At 49.1% G+C, this 20,681-nt stretch carries 23 protein-coding genes; 11 read left to right on the top strand and 12 right to left on the bottom strand.

All coding sequences use genetic code 11. From position 1 onward, the window contains the following. Nucleotides 1-233 precede the first annotated feature (233 nt). The 8 genes from QM717_RS09830 (at nucleotide 234) to QM717_RS09865 (ending at nucleotide 6,789) form a co-directional block, all read left to right on the top strand. Nucleotides 234-560: a ferredoxin gene (locus QM717_RS09830; RefSeq protein WP_415037303.1), complete on the top strand. Its 327-nt coding sequence runs from the start codon at nucleotides 234-236 to the stop codon at nucleotides 558-560. A gap of 80 nt (nucleotides 561-640) precedes the next feature. Next, nucleotides 641-1,003, top strand: coding sequence for an S-adenosylmethionine decarboxylase family protein (locus QM717_RS09835; RefSeq protein WP_415037304.1), 363 nt, complete (start codon nucleotides 641-643; stop codon nucleotides 1,001-1,003). After that, nucleotides 1,003-2,244: a DUF4178 domain-containing protein gene (locus QM717_RS09840; RefSeq protein ID WP_415037305.1), complete on the top strand. Its 1,242-nt coding sequence runs from the start codon at nucleotides 1,003-1,005 to the stop codon at nucleotides 2,242-2,244. The genes QM717_RS09835 and QM717_RS09840 overlap by 1 nt, the downstream gene beginning before the upstream one ends. Beyond that, the gene (locus QM717_RS09845; RefSeq protein WP_415037306.1) at nucleotides 2,245-2,427 is read left to right on the top strand and encodes a hypothetical protein; all 183 of its coding nucleotides are present in this window, start codon (nucleotides 2,245-2,247) and stop codon (nucleotides 2,425-2,427) included. Nucleotides 2,428-2,442: 15 nt separating this feature from the next. After that, nucleotides 2,443-2,658: a DUF350 domain-containing protein gene (locus tag QM717_RS09850; RefSeq protein ID WP_415037307.1), complete on the top strand. Its 216-nt coding sequence runs from the start codon at nucleotides 2,443-2,445 to the stop codon at nucleotides 2,656-2,658. Continuing rightward, nucleotides 2,651-4,168, top strand: coding sequence for a polyamine aminopropyltransferase (locus QM717_RS09855; RefSeq protein WP_415037308.1), 1,518 nt, complete (start codon nucleotides 2,651-2,653; stop codon nucleotides 4,166-4,168). Before QM717_RS09850 ends, QM717_RS09855 begins: the two co-directional genes overlap by 8 nt. Further along, on the top strand, nucleotides 4,146-5,768 hold the full coding sequence (locus QM717_RS09860; RefSeq protein ID WP_415037309.1) for an FAD-dependent oxidoreductase: 1,623 nt from the start codon (nucleotides 4,146-4,148) through the stop codon (nucleotides 5,766-5,768). Before QM717_RS09855 ends, QM717_RS09860 begins: the two co-directional genes overlap by 23 nt. Beyond that, nucleotides 5,746-6,789 carry a hypothetical protein gene (locus QM717_RS09865; RefSeq protein WP_415037310.1) on the top strand — a complete coding sequence of 348 codons (1,044 nt, stop codon included), beginning with the start codon at nucleotides 5,746-5,748 and terminating at the stop codon, nucleotides 6,787-6,789. Before QM717_RS09860 ends, QM717_RS09865 begins: the two co-directional genes overlap by 23 nt. A gap of 30 nt (nucleotides 6,790-6,819) precedes the next feature. Here the strand turns inward: QM717_RS09865 and QM717_RS09870 are convergent, their stop codons facing one another. The 8 genes from QM717_RS09870 to QM717_RS09905 all read right to left on the bottom strand — a co-directional run bounded on the left by QM717_RS09870 (nucleotide 6,820) and on the right by QM717_RS09905 (nucleotide 13,682). Beyond that, nucleotides 6,820-6,990, bottom strand: a complete 171-nt coding sequence (locus tag QM717_RS09870; RefSeq protein ID WP_415037311.1) for a T9SS type A sorting domain-containing protein — start codon at nucleotides 6,988-6,990, stop codon at nucleotides 6,820-6,822. After that, the gene (locus QM717_RS09875) at nucleotides 6,983-8,218 is read right to left on the bottom strand and encodes a zinc metalloprotease (RefSeq protein ID WP_415037312.1); all 1,236 of its coding nucleotides are present in this window, start codon (nucleotides 8,216-8,218) and stop codon (nucleotides 6,983-6,985) included. The genes QM717_RS09870 and QM717_RS09875 overlap by 8 nt, the downstream gene beginning before the upstream one ends. A gap of 108 nt (nucleotides 8,219-8,326) precedes the next feature. After that, nucleotides 8,327-8,827: a hypothetical protein gene (locus QM717_RS09880; RefSeq protein ID WP_415037313.1), complete on the bottom strand. Its 501-nt coding sequence runs from the start codon at nucleotides 8,825-8,827 to the stop codon at nucleotides 8,327-8,329. A gap of 200 nt (nucleotides 8,828-9,027) precedes the next feature. Further along, on the bottom strand, nucleotides 9,028-10,044 hold the full coding sequence (locus QM717_RS09885) for a T9SS type A sorting domain-containing protein (RefSeq protein WP_415037314.1): 1,017 nt from the start codon (nucleotides 10,042-10,044) through the stop codon (nucleotides 9,028-9,030). Between the two features lie 97 nt (nucleotides 10,045-10,141). Further along, nucleotides 10,142-10,861, bottom strand: coding sequence for a hypothetical protein (locus QM717_RS09890; protein WP_415037315.1), 720 nt, complete (start codon nucleotides 10,859-10,861; stop codon nucleotides 10,142-10,144). A gap of 4 nt (nucleotides 10,862-10,865) precedes the next feature. Beyond that, nucleotides 10,866-11,573 (bottom strand): intradiol ring-cleavage dioxygenase, encoded by a 708-nt coding sequence (locus QM717_RS09895; RefSeq protein WP_415037316.1) that lies wholly within the window; start codon nucleotides 11,571-11,573, stop codon nucleotides 10,866-10,868. Nucleotides 11,574-11,952: 379 nt separating this feature from the next. Further along, nucleotides 11,953-12,642 (bottom strand): LytR/AlgR family response regulator transcription factor, encoded by a 690-nt coding sequence (locus tag QM717_RS09900; RefSeq protein WP_415037317.1) that lies wholly within the window; start codon nucleotides 12,640-12,642, stop codon nucleotides 11,953-11,955. Next, nucleotides 12,639-13,682, bottom strand: a complete 1,044-nt coding sequence (locus tag QM717_RS09905; protein WP_415037318.1) for a sensor histidine kinase — start codon at nucleotides 13,680-13,682, stop codon at nucleotides 12,639-12,641. The genes QM717_RS09900 and QM717_RS09905 overlap by 4 nt, the downstream gene beginning before the upstream one ends. A gap of 207 nt (nucleotides 13,683-13,889) precedes the next feature. On the opposite strand from QM717_RS09905, the gene QM717_RS09910 reads away from it, so the two are divergent. Continuing rightward, nucleotides 13,890-14,927 carry a CotH kinase family protein gene (locus QM717_RS09910; protein ID WP_415037319.1) on the top strand — a complete coding sequence of 346 codons (1,038 nt, stop codon included), beginning with the start codon at nucleotides 13,890-13,892 and terminating at the stop codon, nucleotides 14,925-14,927. A gap of 19 nt (nucleotides 14,928-14,946) precedes the next feature. Then, a complete protein-coding gene (locus QM717_RS09915; protein WP_415040105.1) occupies nucleotides 14,947-16,221 on the top strand; it encodes a lamin tail domain-containing protein in 1,275 nt (424 codons plus the stop codon). Nucleotides 16,222-16,276: 55 nt separating this feature from the next. On the opposite strand, the gene QM717_RS09920 is transcribed toward QM717_RS09915, so the two are convergent. The 3 genes from QM717_RS09920 to QM717_RS09930 all read right to left on the bottom strand — a co-directional run bounded on the left by QM717_RS09920 (nucleotide 16,277) and on the right by QM717_RS09930 (nucleotide 19,122). Further along, complete coding sequence (locus QM717_RS09920; RefSeq protein ID WP_415037320.1) at nucleotides 16,277-16,996, bottom strand: SGNH/GDSL hydrolase family protein; 720 nt, start codon at nucleotides 16,994-16,996, stop codon at nucleotides 16,277-16,279. A 53-nt stretch (nucleotides 16,997-17,049) separates the two neighbouring features. Then, a complete protein-coding gene (locus QM717_RS09925; protein ID WP_415037321.1) occupies nucleotides 17,050-17,832 on the bottom strand; it encodes a DUF3050 domain-containing protein in 783 nt (260 codons plus the stop codon). A gap of 111 nt (nucleotides 17,833-17,943) precedes the next feature. After that, entirely contained in the window at nucleotides 17,944-19,122 is a 1,179-nt protein-coding gene (locus tag QM717_RS09930) for an acyl-CoA dehydrogenase family protein (protein WP_415037322.1), read from the bottom strand. 335 nt (nucleotides 19,123-19,457) lie between these two features. Between QM717_RS09930 and QM717_RS09935 the strand changes: the two genes are divergently transcribed. Next, a complete protein-coding gene (locus QM717_RS09935) occupies nucleotides 19,458-19,877 on the top strand; it encodes a hypothetical protein (protein ID WP_415037323.1) in 420 nt (139 codons plus the stop codon). On the opposite strand, the gene QM717_RS09940 is transcribed toward QM717_RS09935, so the two are convergent. Beyond that, a complete protein-coding gene (locus QM717_RS09940; RefSeq protein ID WP_415037324.1) occupies nucleotides 19,878-20,588 on the bottom strand; it encodes a tRNA1(Val) (adenine(37)-N6)-methyltransferase in 711 nt (236 codons plus the stop codon). Between the last annotated feature and the right edge of the window lie 93 nt (nucleotides 20,589-20,681).

Below are 20,681 nucleotides of genomic sequence, written 5' to 3' on the forward strand. Positions count from 1 at the left end.
GTTAAAGCAAATGCTGTTTGAGGCGCAGCCGAGTTCATTTGCTTTAGCCATCAAAAACTGGCAGGTCGTCGAGCAATCGAGCGCCGGGCATTTTTGTTTCTTTTGTTGCCAGACAAAAGAAAGCTTGCGGCAGCATAGCCCCGATTGCAGTGAAAATCCTTTTTGGCGAAGTATGAGCCAAAAAGATTGCAACGGAAAGCGGGAAATAGCTCCTAAAAAATTACTTTTGCATCATGGACGTAACAATCAAAATCACCGACCGCGAAGGAAACCTTCACGAAGTACAAGCGCCGACCGATATGGCGATGAACCTCATGGAATTGTGCAAAGCCTATGAAATTGCGCCCGAAGGAACGATTGGTGTGTGCGGCGGCATGGCCATGTGTGCGTCTTGCCAATGCTATATTTTGAACGACGTCGAATTGCCCGAAAAAGGCGATGACGAAGAAGCGATGCTGTCGGAGGCGTTTAACGTCAAACCGAACAGCCGTCTGGGTTGCCAGATCCAGATTACCGAGAACCTTGAAGGTTTGGAGATTGAGCTCGCGCCCGAATATTAAATTGTCGGCAGGATAAGCGGTTCTCTTTTTTTATCGCGCAATTATACTTACATTCGCTTCCTATTCGAAGGACCAACCCCATGAACCCAACCCCTTATTCACCCGGTTTGCACCAATTGGTTACGCTTCAGGTAGACGATGCCGCGAAGTTGACCGACAGCCAGGCTTTTGTGGAATTTACGCAAAAAGTGCTCGAGCGATTCGGTTTGGAGCAGGTGGGGCTTGTCGTGCACGATTTCGACAACCGCAGCTTTACGATTGCGGTTTGCCTCAAGGAATCGCACATTTGCATCCATACCTGGCCTGAGTTTGGGCAGTTGACTTTGGATGTGTACCTGTGCAATTACTTGCAGGACAATTCGGAAAAAGTGAGATCGGTGATGGCTTCGTACATCGATTATTTTGAAGCCACCGTCCTCAAGGATTTTGAAATTGAACGCTGATGGAAGTACCTTGTTCCCATTGCCATACCGTTACCAAATTGGACGTCGCTTTCGAGGTCAAGCACTTTGTTTGCCCGAATTGCCAGTCGGTCTTCAGGACCAACCAAAATGGGTTGCTGGTGTATGCGGGCAAGAAACTGCAGCACCAGACGAGTTTTTCCAAAGGACTCGAGGTGGGCCAAAAAGGTACTTTGAAAGGCACCGAATATACCGTCGTCGGCATCATCGTCAAGAAAGCCTATGGCAGTTTTTATTGGACCGAATACACGCTCCAGGACGCTTCGGGGAATTTTCGTTATTTGTCCGACAGCGAGGAGCATTGGATTTTTCTCGAGGAAGTACCCGAAAAATACGAAGTCGGGAACCGGCCGCGATTGCTCACGCACGATGACATTCGCATGCGGCTCTACCACCACACCAAAGTGGATATTGTAGGCGCGAAAGGTTTCTTTGATGTCGAATTGGCGTTGGACGGCGGCGTGTTCGTGATCGAATACATCAACCCGCCTTTTATTGTTTCGATCGAACGCATGGGCAAGGAAGAAGTGACTTTCTTTGGGGAACACATCAGCCGTAGGGAAGTCATGAAGGCTTTCGGTTTGGGAAGACCGATGCACATGAAAGTAGGCACAGGAATCGTGCAGCCGTTTTTGGTCAATTTGCGCAGCGCGGCCATCATACTTTGTTCGGTGGCCATTTTGATTTTCGTGACCCATATGTTTGTTTACAGTGGACGCAGGGCAGAAACGGTCATGCAAACCACTTTCACGATTACTGATTCGAACAACAGGCAATTTGTGAGCAATCCGTTTACGTTGCAGGGCGGTTCGGCCCCGCTCACGGTCGTTGTCGATTCGGACATCGACAATTCATGGCTCAACGTAGATGTGGCGCTTGTCAATGAACTGACCAACGAGGAAGTCTACGCCAACAAGGATGTCGAATATTACCACGGTTACGAAGGCGGCGAAAGCTGGAGCGAAGGCGATAAATCGGAAACCCTGCAACTGTGTGGGGTCACGGCCGGAAAATACCACCTGATCGTCACGCCAATGTGGGCGCCCGAAAACGGCTCGAACAATTACATGCAGGTCAAGGCCATCTGGAACAACCCGTCGATGTGGAACGCCTGGTTCCCGATCATTATAATGGGGGTAACCTTATTGATCCTGTACCTGCTCAATTTGAATTTTGAAAAGAAACGCTGGTCGGAAAGCGATTATTCACCTTACGAAGAATAAATGGAAGATATCATCAGTTTCATCAAGCAAAATGTGTGGCTTATTGTCGTCGGATTGGCTTTTTATGCCACATTTCTGGTGTTCACCTACACGGGCAACCGCATGTGCGACTGCGAGAAGACCGAGAATTACAACCCCAATCCACATGGCCGTACCTCGGTCAACCGCTTTTATCACAAATAATTTAAATCAGCTATTATGGACATGCTCTCCTTAAAACCCATCGTCAATTCGTTATTGTTTGCTTTCCTGGGCATCATGATTTTGCTCATCGGCTATCTGATCATAGAAAAGATCACACCCGAAAATACATGGAAAGAAATCGTAGACAAGAACAACGTAGCCTTGGCTGTGGTGCTCGGGGCCTTTATCATTGGGCTTTCGATGATCATCAGCGCCGCCATTCATGGGTAGGAAAATCCTAAGGTTCGAATTCCTTTTGCTGCTGGCCGTCTTTACGATCGCCACCTGCGGGCTCGTTTATGAACTCGTCGCGGGGACTTTGGCGAGTTATCTTTTGGGCGATTCGGTCAAGCAGTTTTCTTTCATCATCGGCGTGTATCTGTTTTCGATGGGCGTCGGTTCCTATTTTGCCAAGTTCCTCAAACGCCACATGCTCAATACGTTTGTCGAGATTGAGATTTTGGTAGGACTGGTCGGCGGATTGAGTTCGGTCGTGCTATTTTTGCTGTTCGAGAGCGTCAGTTATTTCCAGTTCATTCTCTATTTTTTGGTGTTCGTGACGGGTTGCCTCGTCGGGCTCGAAATCCCGCTGCTCATGAACATCCTCAAGGACAGGGTCGCTTTCCGCGATCTGGTGTCGAATGTATTCACGTTCGATTACATTGGGGCCTTGCTCGCCTCGATTTTGTTTCCGCTCGTTTTGGTGCCGTACCTTGGCGTGATGCGCACCTCATTGTTTTTCGGGATGGTCAACATCAGTATCGCGATCGTGTTGTGTTTCCTGCTCGAAAATGAACTGCGCAAACCTTGGGTCTTGAAGGTCAAGGCCATCACTTCTTTTGTACTGCTGTTGGGCGTTTTCATTTTCTCGCCTGCCATTTTGGAATATTCCGAGGGCAAGCTCTATGGCGAGAACATCATCTATTCGCATACGACACCGTACCAACGCATCGTGTTGACGCACAACAAAAGCGATTACCGTTTGTACCTCAATAACAACCTGCAATTCAGTTCGGCCGACGAATACCGCTACCACGAGGCGCTCGTGCATCCCGCGATGTCGATGGCCAGGCAGGCCGAAAACATACTCGTGATGGGCGGCGGAGACGGATTGGCGGTACGCGAAATCCTCAAATACCCGAGCGTCAAAAAAGTGACGCTTGTCGATCTCGATGCAGGAATGACCAAACTGTTCGAAACCAACACGATCCTGACCGGATTCAACCACAACGCGCTCAACAACCCCAAAGTGACGGTGCGCAACAGCGATGCCTACATCTGGGCGCGCGAAGCGAAGGAACAATACGATGTGGTCGTGGTCGATTTTCCCGATCCGTCGAATTACAGCCTCGGCAAATTGTACTCGGTCAATTTTTACCATACGTTGCAGCATTTGCTCAAACCCGATGCGATAGTGGTCGTACAAACGACCTCGCCTTATTTCGCACCCAAATCCTTTTGGTGCATCAACCAGACGATGAAACAGATTTTCCCCCAAGTCGATGCCTACCACGCCTATGTGCCGTCGTTCGGCGAATGGGGTTTTACGATTGCCTCGAACAACCCGGCCACCGATTTCCATACGGTTCACCGCAAAGTAGACGGACTGCGTTTCTACAATTACGATTTCGGGAAACTGAACTATTTTTCCAAGGACATGGTCTCGAAAGACATCGAGGTCAACCGGCTCGACAACCAGATTTTAGTGCGCTATTTCGATGAAGAATGGGGAAAACTATAATTCACGCCGGACGTTCTTCAAGGGCATAGCAGCGGCGATTTTGTTGGCACCACTGGTTCAGGCGTGCAAGGAAAAGGTCGTGACCTTGCTCATCAAACTTACCGGGACCAATCATTTGCTCGGGCACCGTTTGCGCTCGCCCGATTTCCCCAAGCCCGTTTCGCAAATCCGCATTCCGTACCTGATTGTAGGCGGTGGTATTTCGGGACTCAGTGCGGCGCGTCAACTCACCAAAAAAGGCATTTCCGATTTTCTGTTGCTCGAACTCGAAGACCATGTCGGCGGCAATTCGTCCAGTGGAGAAAACCAATATTCCAAATATCCGCTCGGCGCGCATTATTTGCCATTGCCGAACCGCGAGGATGCCGAATTGCTCCGATTTCTTGAGGAGGAAAAAATCATCACGGGCTACCAGGACGGCTTCCTTGTTTTCGACGAACAGCAACTGACCTTTTCGCCACACGAGCGGTTGTTTTACAAAAACAGTTGGCAGGAAGGACTCGAACCCAAATTTGGCCATTCGGTTGCCGAAAATGATGCGTTCAAACGGTTCTTTGCCCAGATGGATTTTTACCAAAAGGGCAGGGGGCCAGACGGCAAATACTGGTTCGATATTCCGTTGGACCAATCTTCATCGGATGCCGACATTCGCCGTTTCGATCGATGGACGATGAAGCAGTGGCTCGACCAGAACCAATTCACCGTCCAACCTTTGCTCGATTATGTCGATTATTGCTGCCGCGACGATTTCGGTTTGGGCATCGATTATATTTCGGCCTGGGCGGGCATCCATTATTTTGCGGGCAGGAAACACAATTCGGCGGCGCATGCCAACGACAATGTACTGACCTGGCCCGAAGGCAATGCCCGGCTCGCGTCGCACCTGAAGAAATACACCCATGGCAAAACCCTGCAAAACCATTTGGTGTATGAAGTGCGTTCGGATAACCGAAAAGCCATCGTCAAAGCGTTCGACGATGTCCGCAAACAATCGGTGGAAATCCTCGCCGACAAGGTGATCCTGGCCACGCCGCAGTTTGTCAACCAATACCTTTTGCAAAACCGCAAGACCATCGCCCGGCAGTTCCACTACGCGCCTTGGTTGCTCGCGACGTTGACCGTTTCTGATCTGCCCGACAATTACAGCTATCCGTTGTGTTGGGACAATGTGATCTATGGCGCCAAGGGATTGGGATACATCTATGACCAGCACCAGTCGCTTGCGCAATTGCAGCCCAGGAAGGTGATTACCTATTACGCGAGTTTTTCCACGGGCGATATTCCCAAAAGCAGGCGGAACCTGTACCTCAAGAAAGCCGATTATTGGAAGCGCTTCGTATTCGACGATTTAAGGCGTGCACATCCCGATATCGAAAAATTAACCGAATCGATCGAGCTGCATCTGCTCGGACATGGCATGATCAGTGCGGTTCCGGGATTTTTATTTGGACAGGCAAGACAGTTGGCCGCCCAACCCATTGACGGTTGTATTTATTTTGCACATTCCGATTTGTCGGGGATTTCTATTTTTGAGGAGGCGTTCCACCAAGGCATAGCCGTCGTAAACCACATTTTGCATGACACAACCCTGGATTCATAAGGCCAAAACCGACAGCCTGTTTATTTTGTCGCCGTCATTTTTGGTCGTGGCGATCGTGTTTGTTTTTCAGGGCTGGTTGCGCGAAATCGAAAACGATTATTCGTTCTACACTTGGTTGTTCCTGATCGTGTTTGTGGATGTGGCGCATGTGTACGCGACTTTGTTCAAGACCTATCTCGTGCCGGCCGAATTCCAAAAAAGGCGGAAATTGCTGATTGCATTGCCGATTGTTTGCCTGGTTGTCGGGATGGTGTTGTTTGGTTTCGGAAGCCAGGTCTTTTGGTCGGTTTTGGCTTATGTGGCGGTATTTCATTTCATCCGCCAGCAATACGGATTCATGCGACTGTATGCGCGCAAGGAACCCAAAACGAAGGCCAACATCTGGATCGACAATATCGTAATTTATTCGGCGACGGGCTATCCGATGCTGTATTGGTTTTTATCATCGCCACGTGCGTTCAACTGGTTTGTGCCCAATGAATTTTGGCGCCTCGAAAACCGGCAACTGCTTACGGTTTTGGGTTGGGTGTATTGCGGCGTGATGGTTTTTTACGCAATCCGGACCATGTACCAATCCATCCGATTGCATTACTTCAACATCCCCAAAAATGCCATCATCGTCGGTACGGCGCTTTCGTGGTATTTTGGCATCGTCCATTTCAACAACGATCTGGTGTTTACCCTGCTCAATGTGGTTTCGCACGGCATTCCGTACATGGCACTCATCTATCTCAAGGAAATTGATGGAAAATCGTCGCAGGAAATCGGCCCGTTGTACCATTTCAAGCAATGGAAAGGCTTGGTTTTTTACATCGCGATTTTACTCGGTATCGCTTTTTTTGAGGAATATCTTTGGGAAATTTTGGTCTGGAAAGAACAATTTTCATTGGCCGATCTGCAATTGTTCGAATGGCAATTTTTGCTCGTGCCTTTGCTCACGGTACCGCAATTCACCCATTACCTGCTCGACGGATTCATCTGGAAATCGAATCCTACGGACATAAAAAAAGCGGGAAATTAATCCCGCTTTTATCGTTTGTCTGCTCGCAAATTAGTTCCTGATGAACTGTAAAGTCTTTGATGCGTTTTCTTTGGTCACACGGATGAAGTACACTCCGTTAGCAAATGACGAGGTATTGATCGTCAAATTGGAAGTGCTTTGTACTTTTTGTGAAGCCACAGTCTGACCCAAACTGTTGTAAATTGTGTAAGCTTCAGGCAAATCGTTTCCGGTTGGCATGTTCAGTGTTACGAATTGGTTGGCCGGATTCGGAGACAGGTTCATGCCTTTCGAGCAACTCGAACGAAGAAGTGCCCAATGAAGGCGGCTGACAACCCAAAGAGGCCGGAAGCGTTGAACGTCTTGGTGAATTTTGCAACACGGCAAGGATTCTCGCTTTCTGGTCGAGCGTGAAAATATTCATGCAGGTATCGTTGGTGTAATCCATGTAGTTGGCCGTCATGTCATTGCCTGGGGCAGATGGACAAGTGTTGTAGGTCGATGTACAATCGTAGTGTTCTTCAGCCTGTGCCGGGGTATCCGGGCAAAAATCTTTGGCGCTGTCGGTAGCGTTCACCGTACAAGAGCCGTTGTCTCCCCAAATGTGGATGAGTCCGAAGCAATGCCCGATTTCATGCGTAGCCGTACGTCCTTTGTCGTAGTCGTCGAAATAGTTCGAAGATGGCGCCAGTGTAGACGTTCCGAAACAACGGTAATCGATCACGACCCCATCGGTATTGGCAGAACCGCCATTGGGTGCCATGCCGCCAAGGCCAGAATTGCTTGGGAATTGGGCATACCCCAAAACGCCATACATTTCGGCACTTGAGCTATCGCTGAAATAGACCACCCAGATGTTGAAGTATTGTGTCGGGTCCCATTGGGTTGCCGCCTTCATCGTTTCTACGCTGCTTTCAGAAGCATAGCTTGCGGGTGTGCGTTGTACACGGTTGATCCCGTTGGTAGCGGTTCCGTCCGGTTTTCTTTGCGCCAGACAAAACTGTATTTCCACATCGGCTCCTACAGCATTGGTGTTGTAACCCGGCGTGCCGAGCATTTTGCGGAAATCCTGGTTCAGTACCGTAATCTGTGATTGTACGCGGACATCCGAAATGTTCTCGTTGCTGCCCACGGCGTCACCGTTGTGGATCACGTGGACGACCACCGGAATGGTGACTACGGCATCAATGCCACGTGCGCTGGCCATTTGCTGTTTGACCTGGGCCACTTTGGGCGCAATCCAGTTTTCGAATTCTTGGGAGCTGGCCCTTTGCGGGTATTTTTCCTGTAAAGATTTTTCGTATTCGGAAGACACACAACGGATTTTCCCATTGACAGGGTTAATGCTCTCTACATTTTTTCCGAAAACTTTTCTGCCGTTCTGCGCGAATGAAGCCGTGCCCAGCAGGAGTAAAAGCAAGGTTGCTTTTTGGGTAAAGTTGATTTTCATCAGGTATGGATTTGAAAATTTAGCCTGCGAATATAATTGATTTTCTGTCAAATACAACAGCAATAAGAGTTAAATGAGGCCAAAGTCGAAATTTTTGCGGTGAATGTGTTATTTTTCGTAATAACAAACGGCCAGGTTGGGCTGGAAGGCAAACATCGTCGTTTCAATCCCCACGCCGGTTTCCAGGCTTTGCGATACCAAATAACAATCGTCAACCGTATCGATCAATGCCAGTACGGGCGAAAAGAACGTCAGCCCGATTTTGTGCTTGCTGCGGTCCTTGATGTCGGTATTGACAATGTCAAGCTGGTAATTTTCGAAAGGGAAAAAGTTCCTGCCCAGTTTGTCCGGTACCCGGTGCAGTTTGCCCTGAAGCTGTTGGATGTAACCATGGGCGGCAATGCCCACGAGGTAGTGCAATTTATCGGCTTTCTCGTTCTCGTGCAGCAATTCGCGGAAAGTGGGTTTGGGAAGTTCCTTCGAATTGTACAATTGGTGTTGCATCAGGTATTCGTGGTAGGTATCCTCGAACACATATTGGTCCCAAAGCAGGGAGGAGTTTGCGTCGATAACAATTCGGTAAGCCAGTCTGATTTTTGCATTTTGCATAACAATAAAGATAAATAAAAAAGAGGGAAATCAATTTCCCTCTTTTTAAACAACCAACTAAAAATAATCAATCAATCAAAAATTTTTCCAACAAAAATAGTTGATGACAAAAACACAACGGTGTAAAACTAGCCGATTTGATTGGGCCGAAAAAAAAATTGAGGTAAAAGGGAAATTTTAAGAGGTGAATTTTCAAGGACTTAGCCCACGATCATTTTTCTGTTGAGGTTAAAAACACCATCCGCATTTTCGATTTTTACTTTGTAAATGTAGTAGCCGCTGCTCAGTCTAAGACGCGCCCGGTCAAGCGTGATGGCTTGGTTTCCCGCGGCCAGTTCATTGGTAATGGTGTTTCCGATTGCTCTGCCGTTGAGGTCAAAAATTTGGATGCTGACGGTCGAGGCCGATGAAAGACCCAGCGGAATGGTCGTTTGGTCGGTAAACGGATTCGGGTAATTTTGCCCGACCGAATTTTTGCCTGCCGTCAAATCGTCCAAACCAAGCGTAGGTCCGGCGACATTGATCGTGTGGGTCAACGAATAACCCGCAGCCACACTTCCCGTAATCGCCGACATTTCATTGGTCACACCGTCCGAAAATACATTGTCGGAAGCGTTGTAGGTATAGCCGGTCATCCCTTTGGTGTAGCCATTTTCGGTCGAAGCATTGACAAGACTCACGGCACTTCCGGTTCCTTCCGGGAAAGCAATCTGCGTGACGAGCAAGGATTGCCCCGAGGCATTGTAAATGTGGACGTGTATGTGTGTCGCCCGTCCGGTATACCAACCCGGGAAAATAGAAATAAAGTTGACCTGCCCATTGGCATCGGTCGTCTGTCTGCCCCGCAGGAAATGGTAATTGGTGTAGTTGGTGGGCTGCATGCCCGTTCCGCCATATTCCGAATAATTGCCGTCCTTGTCGCAATGCCAGATGTCGACCAGCGCACCGGCCAAAGGATTGCAGGCATTGTTCGTATTGAGGACCGTAATGCCGATGTTGAACAGAACGCCCGTACGGTCGCTGCGGATATCGGCGGTTACCAATGAAGACGGCGTATGCGTCGGGAATGGCCCGGCGGTTTCCGAATTGGTCACGCTGCACACCAGTGCTTCTTCGTTATTTGGTTCATTGGCCGGTTTGGCGCGCAACAATGAAGGTGCGGCGACTGCCATGCCCAGGAATCCGAGGCTGTTTCTTAAAAATACTTTTCGTTCCATAAATAGTCAGGTTAATCGATTCAAAACTAGAAAGTTGAATCGGGTTGAAAAAAAATAAGAGGCTAAAACGGTGTTTTATGAGGTGAATGCCAATGTTTTACGCATGCAATGGCATTTCCATCACGAGCAGCATCGCATTTTCGGACAAGGCTTTGAAGTCAATCGTTTGCGAATTGACGATGGCAAGCGCGTCGCGGCTTTCGATGAGCCGGTTGTCGCATTCGAACGCACCGTTGAGCACAAATACAAACAAACCGTGGTCGGGTTGGCGCAAAGTGTACGAACCTTCTTTTCTTCCGTCAAAAAGGCCGATGGATCCCGATGCCTGCGAATGCGGTTGCAGCGCTGCGGGGTTTCCAAAAATCGGAACCAATGTATTGCGTTTGGCAAAATCAAAATCATACAAAGAAGAACCCGGCTTGAAATCAGCAGCGCTGCCCTTGATCCAAATCTGCAAATAATTGACCAACTCTTTTTTATACGGATTGGTCAATTGGTAGGCATTGCCTTTTTCACCCGAAAATAGCGCGAGCTGTTCGGTGCCGATGGTTTCTTCATTGCCAAAGCTGTCGCGGAAAATGAGCCCGCCCACCAAAGGCAGGATCAAAATATCGGTGTCTTCTTCGATGTGGCGGAAAATGGTATTGCCGGCCCCGAGCGTTTCGTCGTTCAATGCCAACAGCAGGCCAAAAGGCTCGCGCGACGATTCCTTGTAATCCCCAAAATTAAGGGTCGCGTGCCTTCTGAATACTTCCGATTCGGTACATCCGCGAAGATCGGCTTTGTAAATCTGGATCTGCTGCTGCATCGTTGTCATGGGTTTAGGCGTTGACGATAATGGTGCTTTGCTGGACATATCCTTCGGCGATGCTGCCGGAAATCGTACAGGTTTCGCATTGGTACGAATTGCTGAACACCCCATCGGCGGCATTGTAAGTGTAGCCGGTCATGCCTTTGGTGTAGCCATTTTCGGGTGAGGCATTGACGGTGGCCACGACACTTTCGGCCCCTTCGGGATAAGCGATCTGTGTCACGAGCAACGATTGCCCCGAAGCGTTGTAAATGTGAACATGGATGTGTGTCGAACGTCCGTTGTACCAACCCGGGAATTTGGTCAGGAAGGTTGCCCTTCCGTTGTTGCCGGTGGCTTGGCGTCCGCGTAGGAAATGCGCAGAAGTAAAACCGCTGTATTCCGAATAATTGCCATCCTTGTCGCAATGCCAGATGTCGACCAGCGCACCGGCCACGGCGGTTCCGGAAGTATTGGCCACATCGATGTGGACGGTCAGGTCGATGCCTTGGCGGTCGCTGCGGATGTCGCTGATGACGAGTGAATTTGGCGAATGCGTCGGGTAAGGGCCTTCGGTTTCCGATGGCGTCGTCGCACTGTCACAGGTTTCGCTGCCCATGCCGTTGGGCACGTTGTTGTCGTTGTTGTCGTCGTCGCTGTTGCACGCATTGATGATCGGCAGGGCAGCAGTCCCGAGGCCAATCAATCCCAATCCTTTTAAAAAATCTTTCCGTTCCATGGCAGGTCAATTTTAAGTTCGGGATAAAAGTATAAAGGGGGGATCAGGCGGAAAAATTTATGAGGCCAATGCGGAATTTTGTGCGGTAAAAGCGGGCGTTTTCTTAAATGTTTGTAAAAAAAAAAATCGAATCACGAAAAGGGAAATGCATATGCGTTCGTGAAATTACAGTTTTTTACTTCGTACAGTTCGCCCTTTGGGCTCGGGTCTGTAATGGACTGATGTGCAAAATAAATAGCTTCGCTTCTAGGGAAGGGGGCAATGAAAGTATATCCCAATGGAATAATATTGGTATCTCAAAGTAGAAAATCTGTAGATATTGTTAAACTTTTAGTTGTTCGATAAAAAGAAGGAACCTGGAAAAATCGGCAATCAAAATCTACTTCCCGATCATCCCCAAAAAGGCCGCTTCATAACTCGCGCTGAGCGGAATTTCTTCCTCGCCGATGTAGATGATCTTGTTGCGCACCTTGTCGATTTTGGAAATCGGGACGATGAATGAACGGTGTACACGCACAAATTCGGTCGCCGGAAGTTTTTCGAGGATCGTTTTCATCGTCATGCGCGCGACAATGGTTTTCTGACCCGAAATGTGGATCTTGAGGTAATCGTCGAGCCCTTCGATAAACGAAATATCCGAAATCAGGATCTTATTGAGGCTGTAATCGGCGCGGATGAACAGGTATTGTTCGGCAGTTTGCCCTTGGTTTCTGGAGTCATGGATGTGCTTGACTTTGCCGGTCGCCTGAACGAAACGGTCAAATGAAAAAGGCTTGAGCAGGTAATCGGTTGCGTTGACGTTGAACCCCTCGACGGCATATTCGCTAAAGGCGGTCGTAAAAATCACCTGGACATTCTGTTCGATGTCGGCATAGAATTCCATCCCGTTCTGCGTCGGCATCTGGATGTCGAGGAAAATCAAATCGACGGGTTGCTTGCGCAGATACTTGTGTGCCTCGGCCGTCTTGGTAAAGGTCTTCTCGAGGTGGATGTAGCCCACGCGTTCGCAGAAACTTTCAATCACTTTAAGGGCCAGCGGCTCGTCGTCTAAGGCTATCGCTCGAATCATGACAGGTTGATTTTGAGGTGAACGTCGAACGTTTTTGGTTCGTCTTTGATCGTCAGTTCGTGTTGCCCGGGATAAATGATCTCGAGTCTTTGCTGGGTGTTGTAAATGCCCTGTTCAGTCGCCTCGGCATCCGAAATGTTCACGCGCACCTTGTTGTTTTTGACCACTAAGATAAACTCCTTTTCGCGAATTTCAATCGCAATCGAAATGTGCCAGTCTTCTTCCGAATTGACGCCGTATTTGAACGCGTTTTCGATGAATGGGATCACAACCAGCGGCGCAATCTTATGGCCTTTCGGACTTCCGGCAATGGTATAATCGAGATTGTCTTCCTCTGAAATGCGCAGCTTCTGCATGTCGATGTAATCCGAAATATAATTCATTTCTTTTTCCAAAGGCACGAGTTCGTTCGAACTTTCGGTCACGACATAACGCATCATGTTCGACAATTTCAAGACGGCATCGGGCGCGGCATCCGATTTCTGGATCGTGAGCGCATACAAGCTGTTCAAGGTGTTGAACAAGAAATGCGGATTGATCTGCGCTTTCAAATACGACACCTCGGCCTTGAGTTTTTCGCTGTTGAGCATGCGCAGTTGGTTTCGCGTGCGCAACATGATCGACAAAATCAACACCAATAAAAATTGGAAAATCGAGCCGCCTTCGGGTTTGCCGAAAATGCTGTCGGGCGGTGGCCCCATCGGGGGATGGTCTCCGGGGAAATGACCGGGTCCAAATGGCGGCGGTCCCATGAATTTCATCGGGAAGAAAAAATCGGGAATCGCCACAATCATCGCATAACAGAAAAATACGAAGGCGCCGTATAGGAAATACCGTTTCGGGAAATAATATTTCGGAATGAAGATGTAGTAATTGAGGTAGAAGAAAACCACGAGCAGGAAATAGCTCAAAAAATTGCGCTTGAATCCGGTGACCTCAAACATGTGCTGGCCCAAATCAGGCGAGGTAAAAATCGGGATGCTCAGGAAAACCGTGATCCAGAGGATGTGAAGCGTGTAGTTGCGTGTAGTGTTCGACATAACGATTGTGCTGCGACAAAACTATCGATTAATGCCTAAGTAAGGAAAAAATTGCGACAAATGGCCGCTTTTCCGAGGTGAATCTGTTAGGTGCTGAAAATCAACAATTCACACAAAAAATTTTACCGCAGAAATTGCCGCATTCACCTATTTTTTTTCGCCAACCCAAATCGGCTTAATAGTTTTGACGCCTAACTAATAGTCAAAATGAAGCAAATTTATTTTATGATCACGGTGTTGGTTGCAGCAATGTCATCGGCACAATCGCTTCCGTCGGAGCTCTATTATTCCGAAGACGGGCGCACCTTGTTTACCGGCGGACAGGCGCCGACCGGAATGTACGACCGCACCGTCGTACGCGATGTGTACCTCAATTTTGCCCAGGCCAATTATTGGGCATTGTTGACGGCCAATTACGAGAGTGAAACCGAAATACCGGCCGAGATGATCGTCGATGGAACGGCTTACCCGAATGTGGGCGTGCGCTTCCGTGGCAATACTTCTTATACGACCATCGGGAATTCCCAAAAAAAATCATTTGCAGTCGATACCGAATTCACGACCGAGGACCAAAACGTGATGGGGTACAAGAACTTCAAATTCAACAACGCGCACCAGGATGCTACGTTCATGCGCGAGGTGTTGTACTGCCGTATGGCGCGCAAATACATCCCGATCGCCAAGGCCAATTACATCCATCTGTACCTGAACAACCAGGATTGGGGCATCTATCCGAACATCCAGTCCTTGGACAAAACCTATCTGGAGCAGTGGTTCCAAAGCAACGACGGCGCACGTTTCCGGGCGACCAATGAAGAAACCGGTGGCGGACCTGGCGGTGGCTGGGGCGACGGTACGGCCGGACTCAACTACATCAGCGCCGATACGTTGGCGTATAAAAACTACTATTCATTGAAGTCAAGTGATATTTCGTATCCGTGGCAGAAACTCGTCGATGCCTGCCAGGCGCTCAATACGACAACCGCAGCCAACTGGACGACCAACACCAAGACCAAAATCGACATCGACCGCGCGTTGTGGTTCCTGGCTGCCGAAAATATTTTCACCGATGACGACAGCTATGTCATGAAAGGCAAGATGGATTATTATGTGTATTACGAACCCGAAACCGGACGCACGACCCCGCTCGAATACGACGGAAACTCTACTTTTCGAAAGTGCTGCCGCGACGAGTTGGACGCCTTTCAAAAATGTCACGAATGCCAATTATCCGTTGCTCAATAAATTATTGACGATTCCTGAATTGCGCCAACGCTATCTCGCGCATTACCGCACCATTTTGAACGAAACGTTCACGACGGCCAACGCCAATGCGATCATCGACGAAATCAACACACAAATCAGCGCGCTCGTTGCCGCCGACCCAAAGAAACTTTACACGACTGCCCAATACACCAGCGGTGTCCCGGCCTTGAAAACGATTGTGGCCAACCGCCGCAATTACCTCATGAACAACACCGAAGTGGCACAAGTGGCGCCGGTCATTGCTTCGGCGCCGTATTACAACAGCGCGATGGCGCAATACACGATTCCGACGGCCAATGAAGTGGCCAACATCCAAACGACCGTTTCGCATGCCAGCGGACTTAATAAAGTGAACTTGTATTATGCGACCGGATTGCTGGGCAATTTCACCGTTGCGCAAATGTTCGACGACGGCGCACACAACGACGGTGCTGCAGCCGATGGTGTTTACGGCGCACAGATTCCGGGTTATGCCGCCAACACTTTGGTGCGTTATTATGTGGAGGCGATTGCAAACAACGCGACGCTTTCTGCGGCTTATTTGCCAGTAGGAGCGGAGCATGACATTTTCGTCTACACCGTACAGGAAACTATTGCGACCAATGGCGTCGTGATCAACGAAATCCTGTCGAGCAACACCGCCGATGCGATCGACGAGGCCGGCGACCACGAAGACTGGGTCGAACTGTACAACAACAACGACATCGAAGTCGATCTGAGCGGATTCTATCTTTCGGATGATGTCACCGATCTGGACAAATGGCAATTCCCGGCCGGTTCGGTTATTCCGGCCAACGGCTACATGATCGTATGGGCCGACAACGAAGCCGCCGAAGGACCGTTGCACGCGGCCTGGAAAATTTCGGTCAGCGGGGAGTCGGTGACGCTTTCCGATGCAGCGATGAATGTGGTCGACCAGGTCATTTTCGGGGCGCAGCAAGTCGATATGGGTTACGCGCGAATTCCAAACGGGACGGGCGATTTTGTGATCCAGGCCAGTACGTTCAATGCGAACAACGAAGACGCATTGGCGACAACTTCGTTTGTCAAATCGGACACTTTTGCGGTTTATCCGAACCCGGCATCCGACGTGGTGACGATTGCAGTGAACAGCGATTTCGTGGGCCAAAAAGCCGAATTGTTCAATGCGCTTGGCCAGAAAGTGTCCGAGACCACATTGTCCGAACAGACGCCAATCAATACCGGTCACCTCTCCAAAGGGGTTTACCTGGTCCGCATCGGAACCCAGAGCAAAAAGCTCATCATCCAGTAAGATTTTTATTTATATATTTTTGGGGGAAAGGGGCTGCTTTTTAAAGTGGCCCTTTTTATTGGCCCAAGGCGACAATGGCTTTGGGGAAAATCCGTTCGACGAATTGTGCATAAGCCAATGTTGAAGGATGAAGCCCGTCCGAGGCCACAAGTGCCGGGTTCTCGAGCCCGTTTCGCGTGATGTCGGTGATGTTTACGAACACGATATTCTGCGCCGCGCAATAATTTTGAGCAAACGCATTGTATTGGTCGATTTCAGCCGAAATCGTTTCAGGATTTGAACTGCCCTGCCCAAACGGGGTGTACGCATAATCGGGAATCGAAACCACGATGACGCGGGATTTTTCGCCTTTGGCCAAAGCGATTGCGGTATCGACCAATTCGGGAAATTCCTGTTGGTACAAAGCAAATGGTTTGTGCTGGTACTGGTTATTGACGCCAATAAGCAATGTCACCAAATCGCAATCGGCCGATGGGTTTTGGGTGCCGATGTTCGAAATCAAATTGGTCGTCGTCCAGCCCGTTTGCGCGATGATGTCGGTCCGGATCGCAACGCCCAGTCCGACCTCGAGCCGTTGGGCAAGCTGCGCCGGAAAGCGACAAGTGTCGCACACGTTTTGCCCAATCGTATAACTGTCGCCGAGCGCCAAATAATGGTAATCATAGGATTCGGGTTGGCCCGGAAGTGGTTGCTGGTAGGATGGCGCATAGTCATCCTGACCCGAACACGCATTCAGGAACAAGCTCAGCAACAGGAAGCAAATTGCATTTTTCATCGGATGTACGGTTTGTCCTTTGGAAGGTATACGATGAAAAATCCGTCTGGGTTTTACACCAGCGCGGTTTTCATGAGGATTTGCTCCTCGATGGCATTCCAGAGCCAGATGCGTTTTTGCAGGGCTTCGACGGCCACGGCTTCGACCTCGCGCCATTTCTTCTCGTCTGTGCCGCACAATTTTTCGATCATCTGCATCGCCATTGGTCCGTGTTCATCTGCATCGAGTGCAATGTGCCGCTCGAAATAATAGATCAGTTTCGACAAATCGGTTTCGGGGAAATTGTGCTGGAAATTCTGCAGGATTTCGGTAAACATCGCCGGAATCAGGTCTTCGCGTCCAAAGGTAAAGGCTGCGGCAATCTGGTGCGGCTTGCCTTCTTCGATCACGCGGAAGGTGAAATCGAGAAATGCCTTCACGTCGGGATGCAGGTTGCTTTTGCGGATCGCCACGAAAATATTCTGCAAAGAAAATACTTCGGCAATAAAGTTTTCGATGATCGCGGTATCGGCCCCCGAATCTTTCATCGCCTCGAGGTACATCTCGAAATGGCTCAAACGCCTGCCGTCCAAAGCCAAATCTGATTCTTCGGCCAGGACAATTTCGTTGATCAGGTAACGGGTCTCGGAATCCTTGGTGGCAAACCAAGGCGTGGTCGTACACGTCAATTTCTGCTGCAGCGCCTTGAGCAGCGACATAAAATCCCAAACGGCAAACACATGGTTTTCGAGGAAACAGTTGAGGTCCTCGATCGTGAGGATTTTGGCATAAAGCGGATGTTGCAGCAACGCCTGTTTGTGCGCTGCAATGCTGCGGTGGATGGATTCGGGGTTCATAGCAATTCGAATTTTTTACTTTATACGGTTCGACCAAAAGGTCTCCGGTGTAAAAGTAAAAAAGCTTCCCGAAAAGGAAGCTTTTTTTATAAAATTTAACCGTTAAATATTTTATTTGAATGCGGCGTGACCTGTAATGTCCATGCCCGTGATGAGCAAATGGATGTCGTGTGTGCCTTCGTAGGTAATCACCGACTCTAAGTTCATCATGTGGCGCATGATCGAATATTCGCCGGTAATTCCCATTCCGCCCAAGATCTGGCGTGCTTCGCGTGCGATTTCGATCGCCATGTTCACGTTGTTTCTCTTGGCCATCGAGATTTGTGCCGATGTCGCTTTTCCTTCGTTTCTGAGGACACCGAGTCTCCAGGTCAACAATTGTGCTTTGGTGATTTCGGTGATCATTTCGGCGAGTTTCTTTTGTTGCAATTGCGTAGCGGCAATCGGTTTGTCGAACTGTACGCGCTCTTTGGCGTAACGCAAAGCCGTGTCATAACAATCCATCGCGGCACCGATGGCACCCCAAGCGATTCCATAACGGGCAGAATCAAGACAGCCCAGCGGCGCACCCAATCCTGATTTGTTTGGCAACAAGTTTTCTTTCGGCACTTTCACGTTGTCGAAAATAAGTTCACCCGTAGCCGAGGCGCGCAACGACCATTTGTTGTGCGTCTCTGGTGTAGTGAATCCTTCCATGCCACGCTCTACGATGAGTCCGTGGATGCGGCCTTCTTCATTCTTGGCCCAAACGACCGCGATGTCTGCGAATGGTGCATTCGAGATCCACATCTTGGCGCCGTTGAGTAAATAATGGTCGCCCTTGTCCTTGAAGTTGGTGGTCATGCCGCCCGGGTTCGATCCGTGGTCCGGTTCGGTCAAGCCGAAGCAGCCGATCCATTCACCTGTAGCGAGCTTGGGCAAATATTTCATTCTTTGTTCTTCATTTCCGTATTTCCAGATCGGGTACATCACGAGTGACGATTGCACAGACGATGTCGAACGCACGCCCGAATCGCCTCTTTCAATTTCCTGCATGATGAGTCCGTACGAAATCTGGTCAAGACCTGCACCGCCGTATTCTACCGGGATGTATGGCCCGAATCCGCCAATTTCACCGAGACCTTTGATGATCTGTTTCGGGAATTCCGCCTTTTGTGCATATTCTTCGATGATCGGCGATACCTCGCGTTTCACCCACGCACGCGCTGAATCGCGTACCAATTTATGTTCCTCTGTCAGTAATTCGTCAAGATTGTAGTAATCAGGCGCCTGGAATAAATCTGGTTTCATATTATCATTTGTTAAGCGTCGCAAAAGTAAGTAAACCATATAAACTACCCAACGAAAACGATTGAATTTTGATGAATAATGAATGGTGAATTTTGGGCGTTGCCTTTCACACCGGCTAGCGCACCTGCTGGCTCCTCGCTAAAACAGTCCACTGGACTGTTTCTTAACACTCGGCCCTGGCCGGGCTTTGCGCTGCAATCTTTTACTCCGTTGCACGTCGCAAAAGGATTTACGCTTCAATCCCTAACGCACACAAATCAACGTCGGGTTTTTGAATTTAAAATTGTTGTTATATTTATAAGTAATTATTTATTAATTCATTACGTCAAAGCACCATGAAAAATTTTCTACAAAGCAGCCTTTATCTGGTGGTTTTCGCCGCAGCCGGAATCTTGTTCCAGATCAGTTGTTCGAATTCAGACGATGCGCCGCAGCAGCAATTGCTCAATCCGGCGGCAACGGGAAAAGTGATTTACACCAAGAACAACATGAGTACGATCAAGATTTACACCTGCAATTACGATGGCTCGGGCGAAACCGAAATCCCAATCGTGCTGCCGGCCGGAATCAAGATTTTTGACGGGGCTTCGCAACACGCCACACCGCGCATTTCACCCGATGGGCAAACCATTTTTTTCCTCGCGGCCAACGCATCCTACCAAACCTTTATCTACAAGGCCAATATGGATGGCAGCGGTCTGACTTCGATTGTGACCGATCCGAATGCGCAGATTGAAATCGGAAATGTCAATTGATTACATCTTGAGGTAAAAATCCTTCGTGAGTGCGATGTATTCTGGCGTGTATTGATGGCGTGCGGTTTCGATGACAAGTTCGTCGGTCGGGATATTCTCGATGGAAATTCTTGCAAACGCGAGCAGGCTCCTTTTGGTTTCGGTCGTTGGCGTGCCTTTGACGCGTGTGATTTTGATCGGGAACAAATCGTTTTGGGCGGCGAGTGAAATGAAATTTTCCTCGGCTGAAAATGGAATGATTACGCAAAAAATACCGTCTTCCGAAAGCAATACCGATGCGGCCTCGCACAAATCTTCAAAGGGCAAGGACGCCGTGAATCTCGCGGTATCGCGTTTGTCGTCGCCCGAAAAATAATCCTCGACATGATACGGCGGATTAGAGACAATCAGATCATATGCTTCATCCTCGAGTTCGTCCATGAAATCGTCGAGCGACGAATGAAAGCAGAACAAACGGTCGTTCCAAGGCGAATTTTCAAAGTTTTCCACACATTGTTCGTGCGCGTCGGCGTCGATTTCCAAAGCTTCAATCTGTTCCGCGTCGGTGCGTTGGGCGAGCATCAAGGCAATCAATCCGGTTCCGGCGCCGATGTCGAGAATCGCAAATGGGTCGTGGTCAATAGTTGCCCAGGCGCCGAGCAGTACGCCGTCGGTGCCGACTTTCATGGCCGTTTGGTTTTGTTGGATGGAGAATTGTTTGAACTTAAACATAATTAATAATGAGATTGTTCTTTTGGATTCGGGTGCCTAGCCCTGATGGAAGCGGCATCCTTTTAGGGAGCGCAGCGAAATAAAAGATACAGC

Source organism: Flavobacterium sp., from assembly GCF_047602195.1.
In the GTDB taxonomy this organism is placed as follows: Bacteria; Bacteroidota; Bacteroidia; order Flavobacteriales; family Flavobacteriaceae; genus Flavobacterium.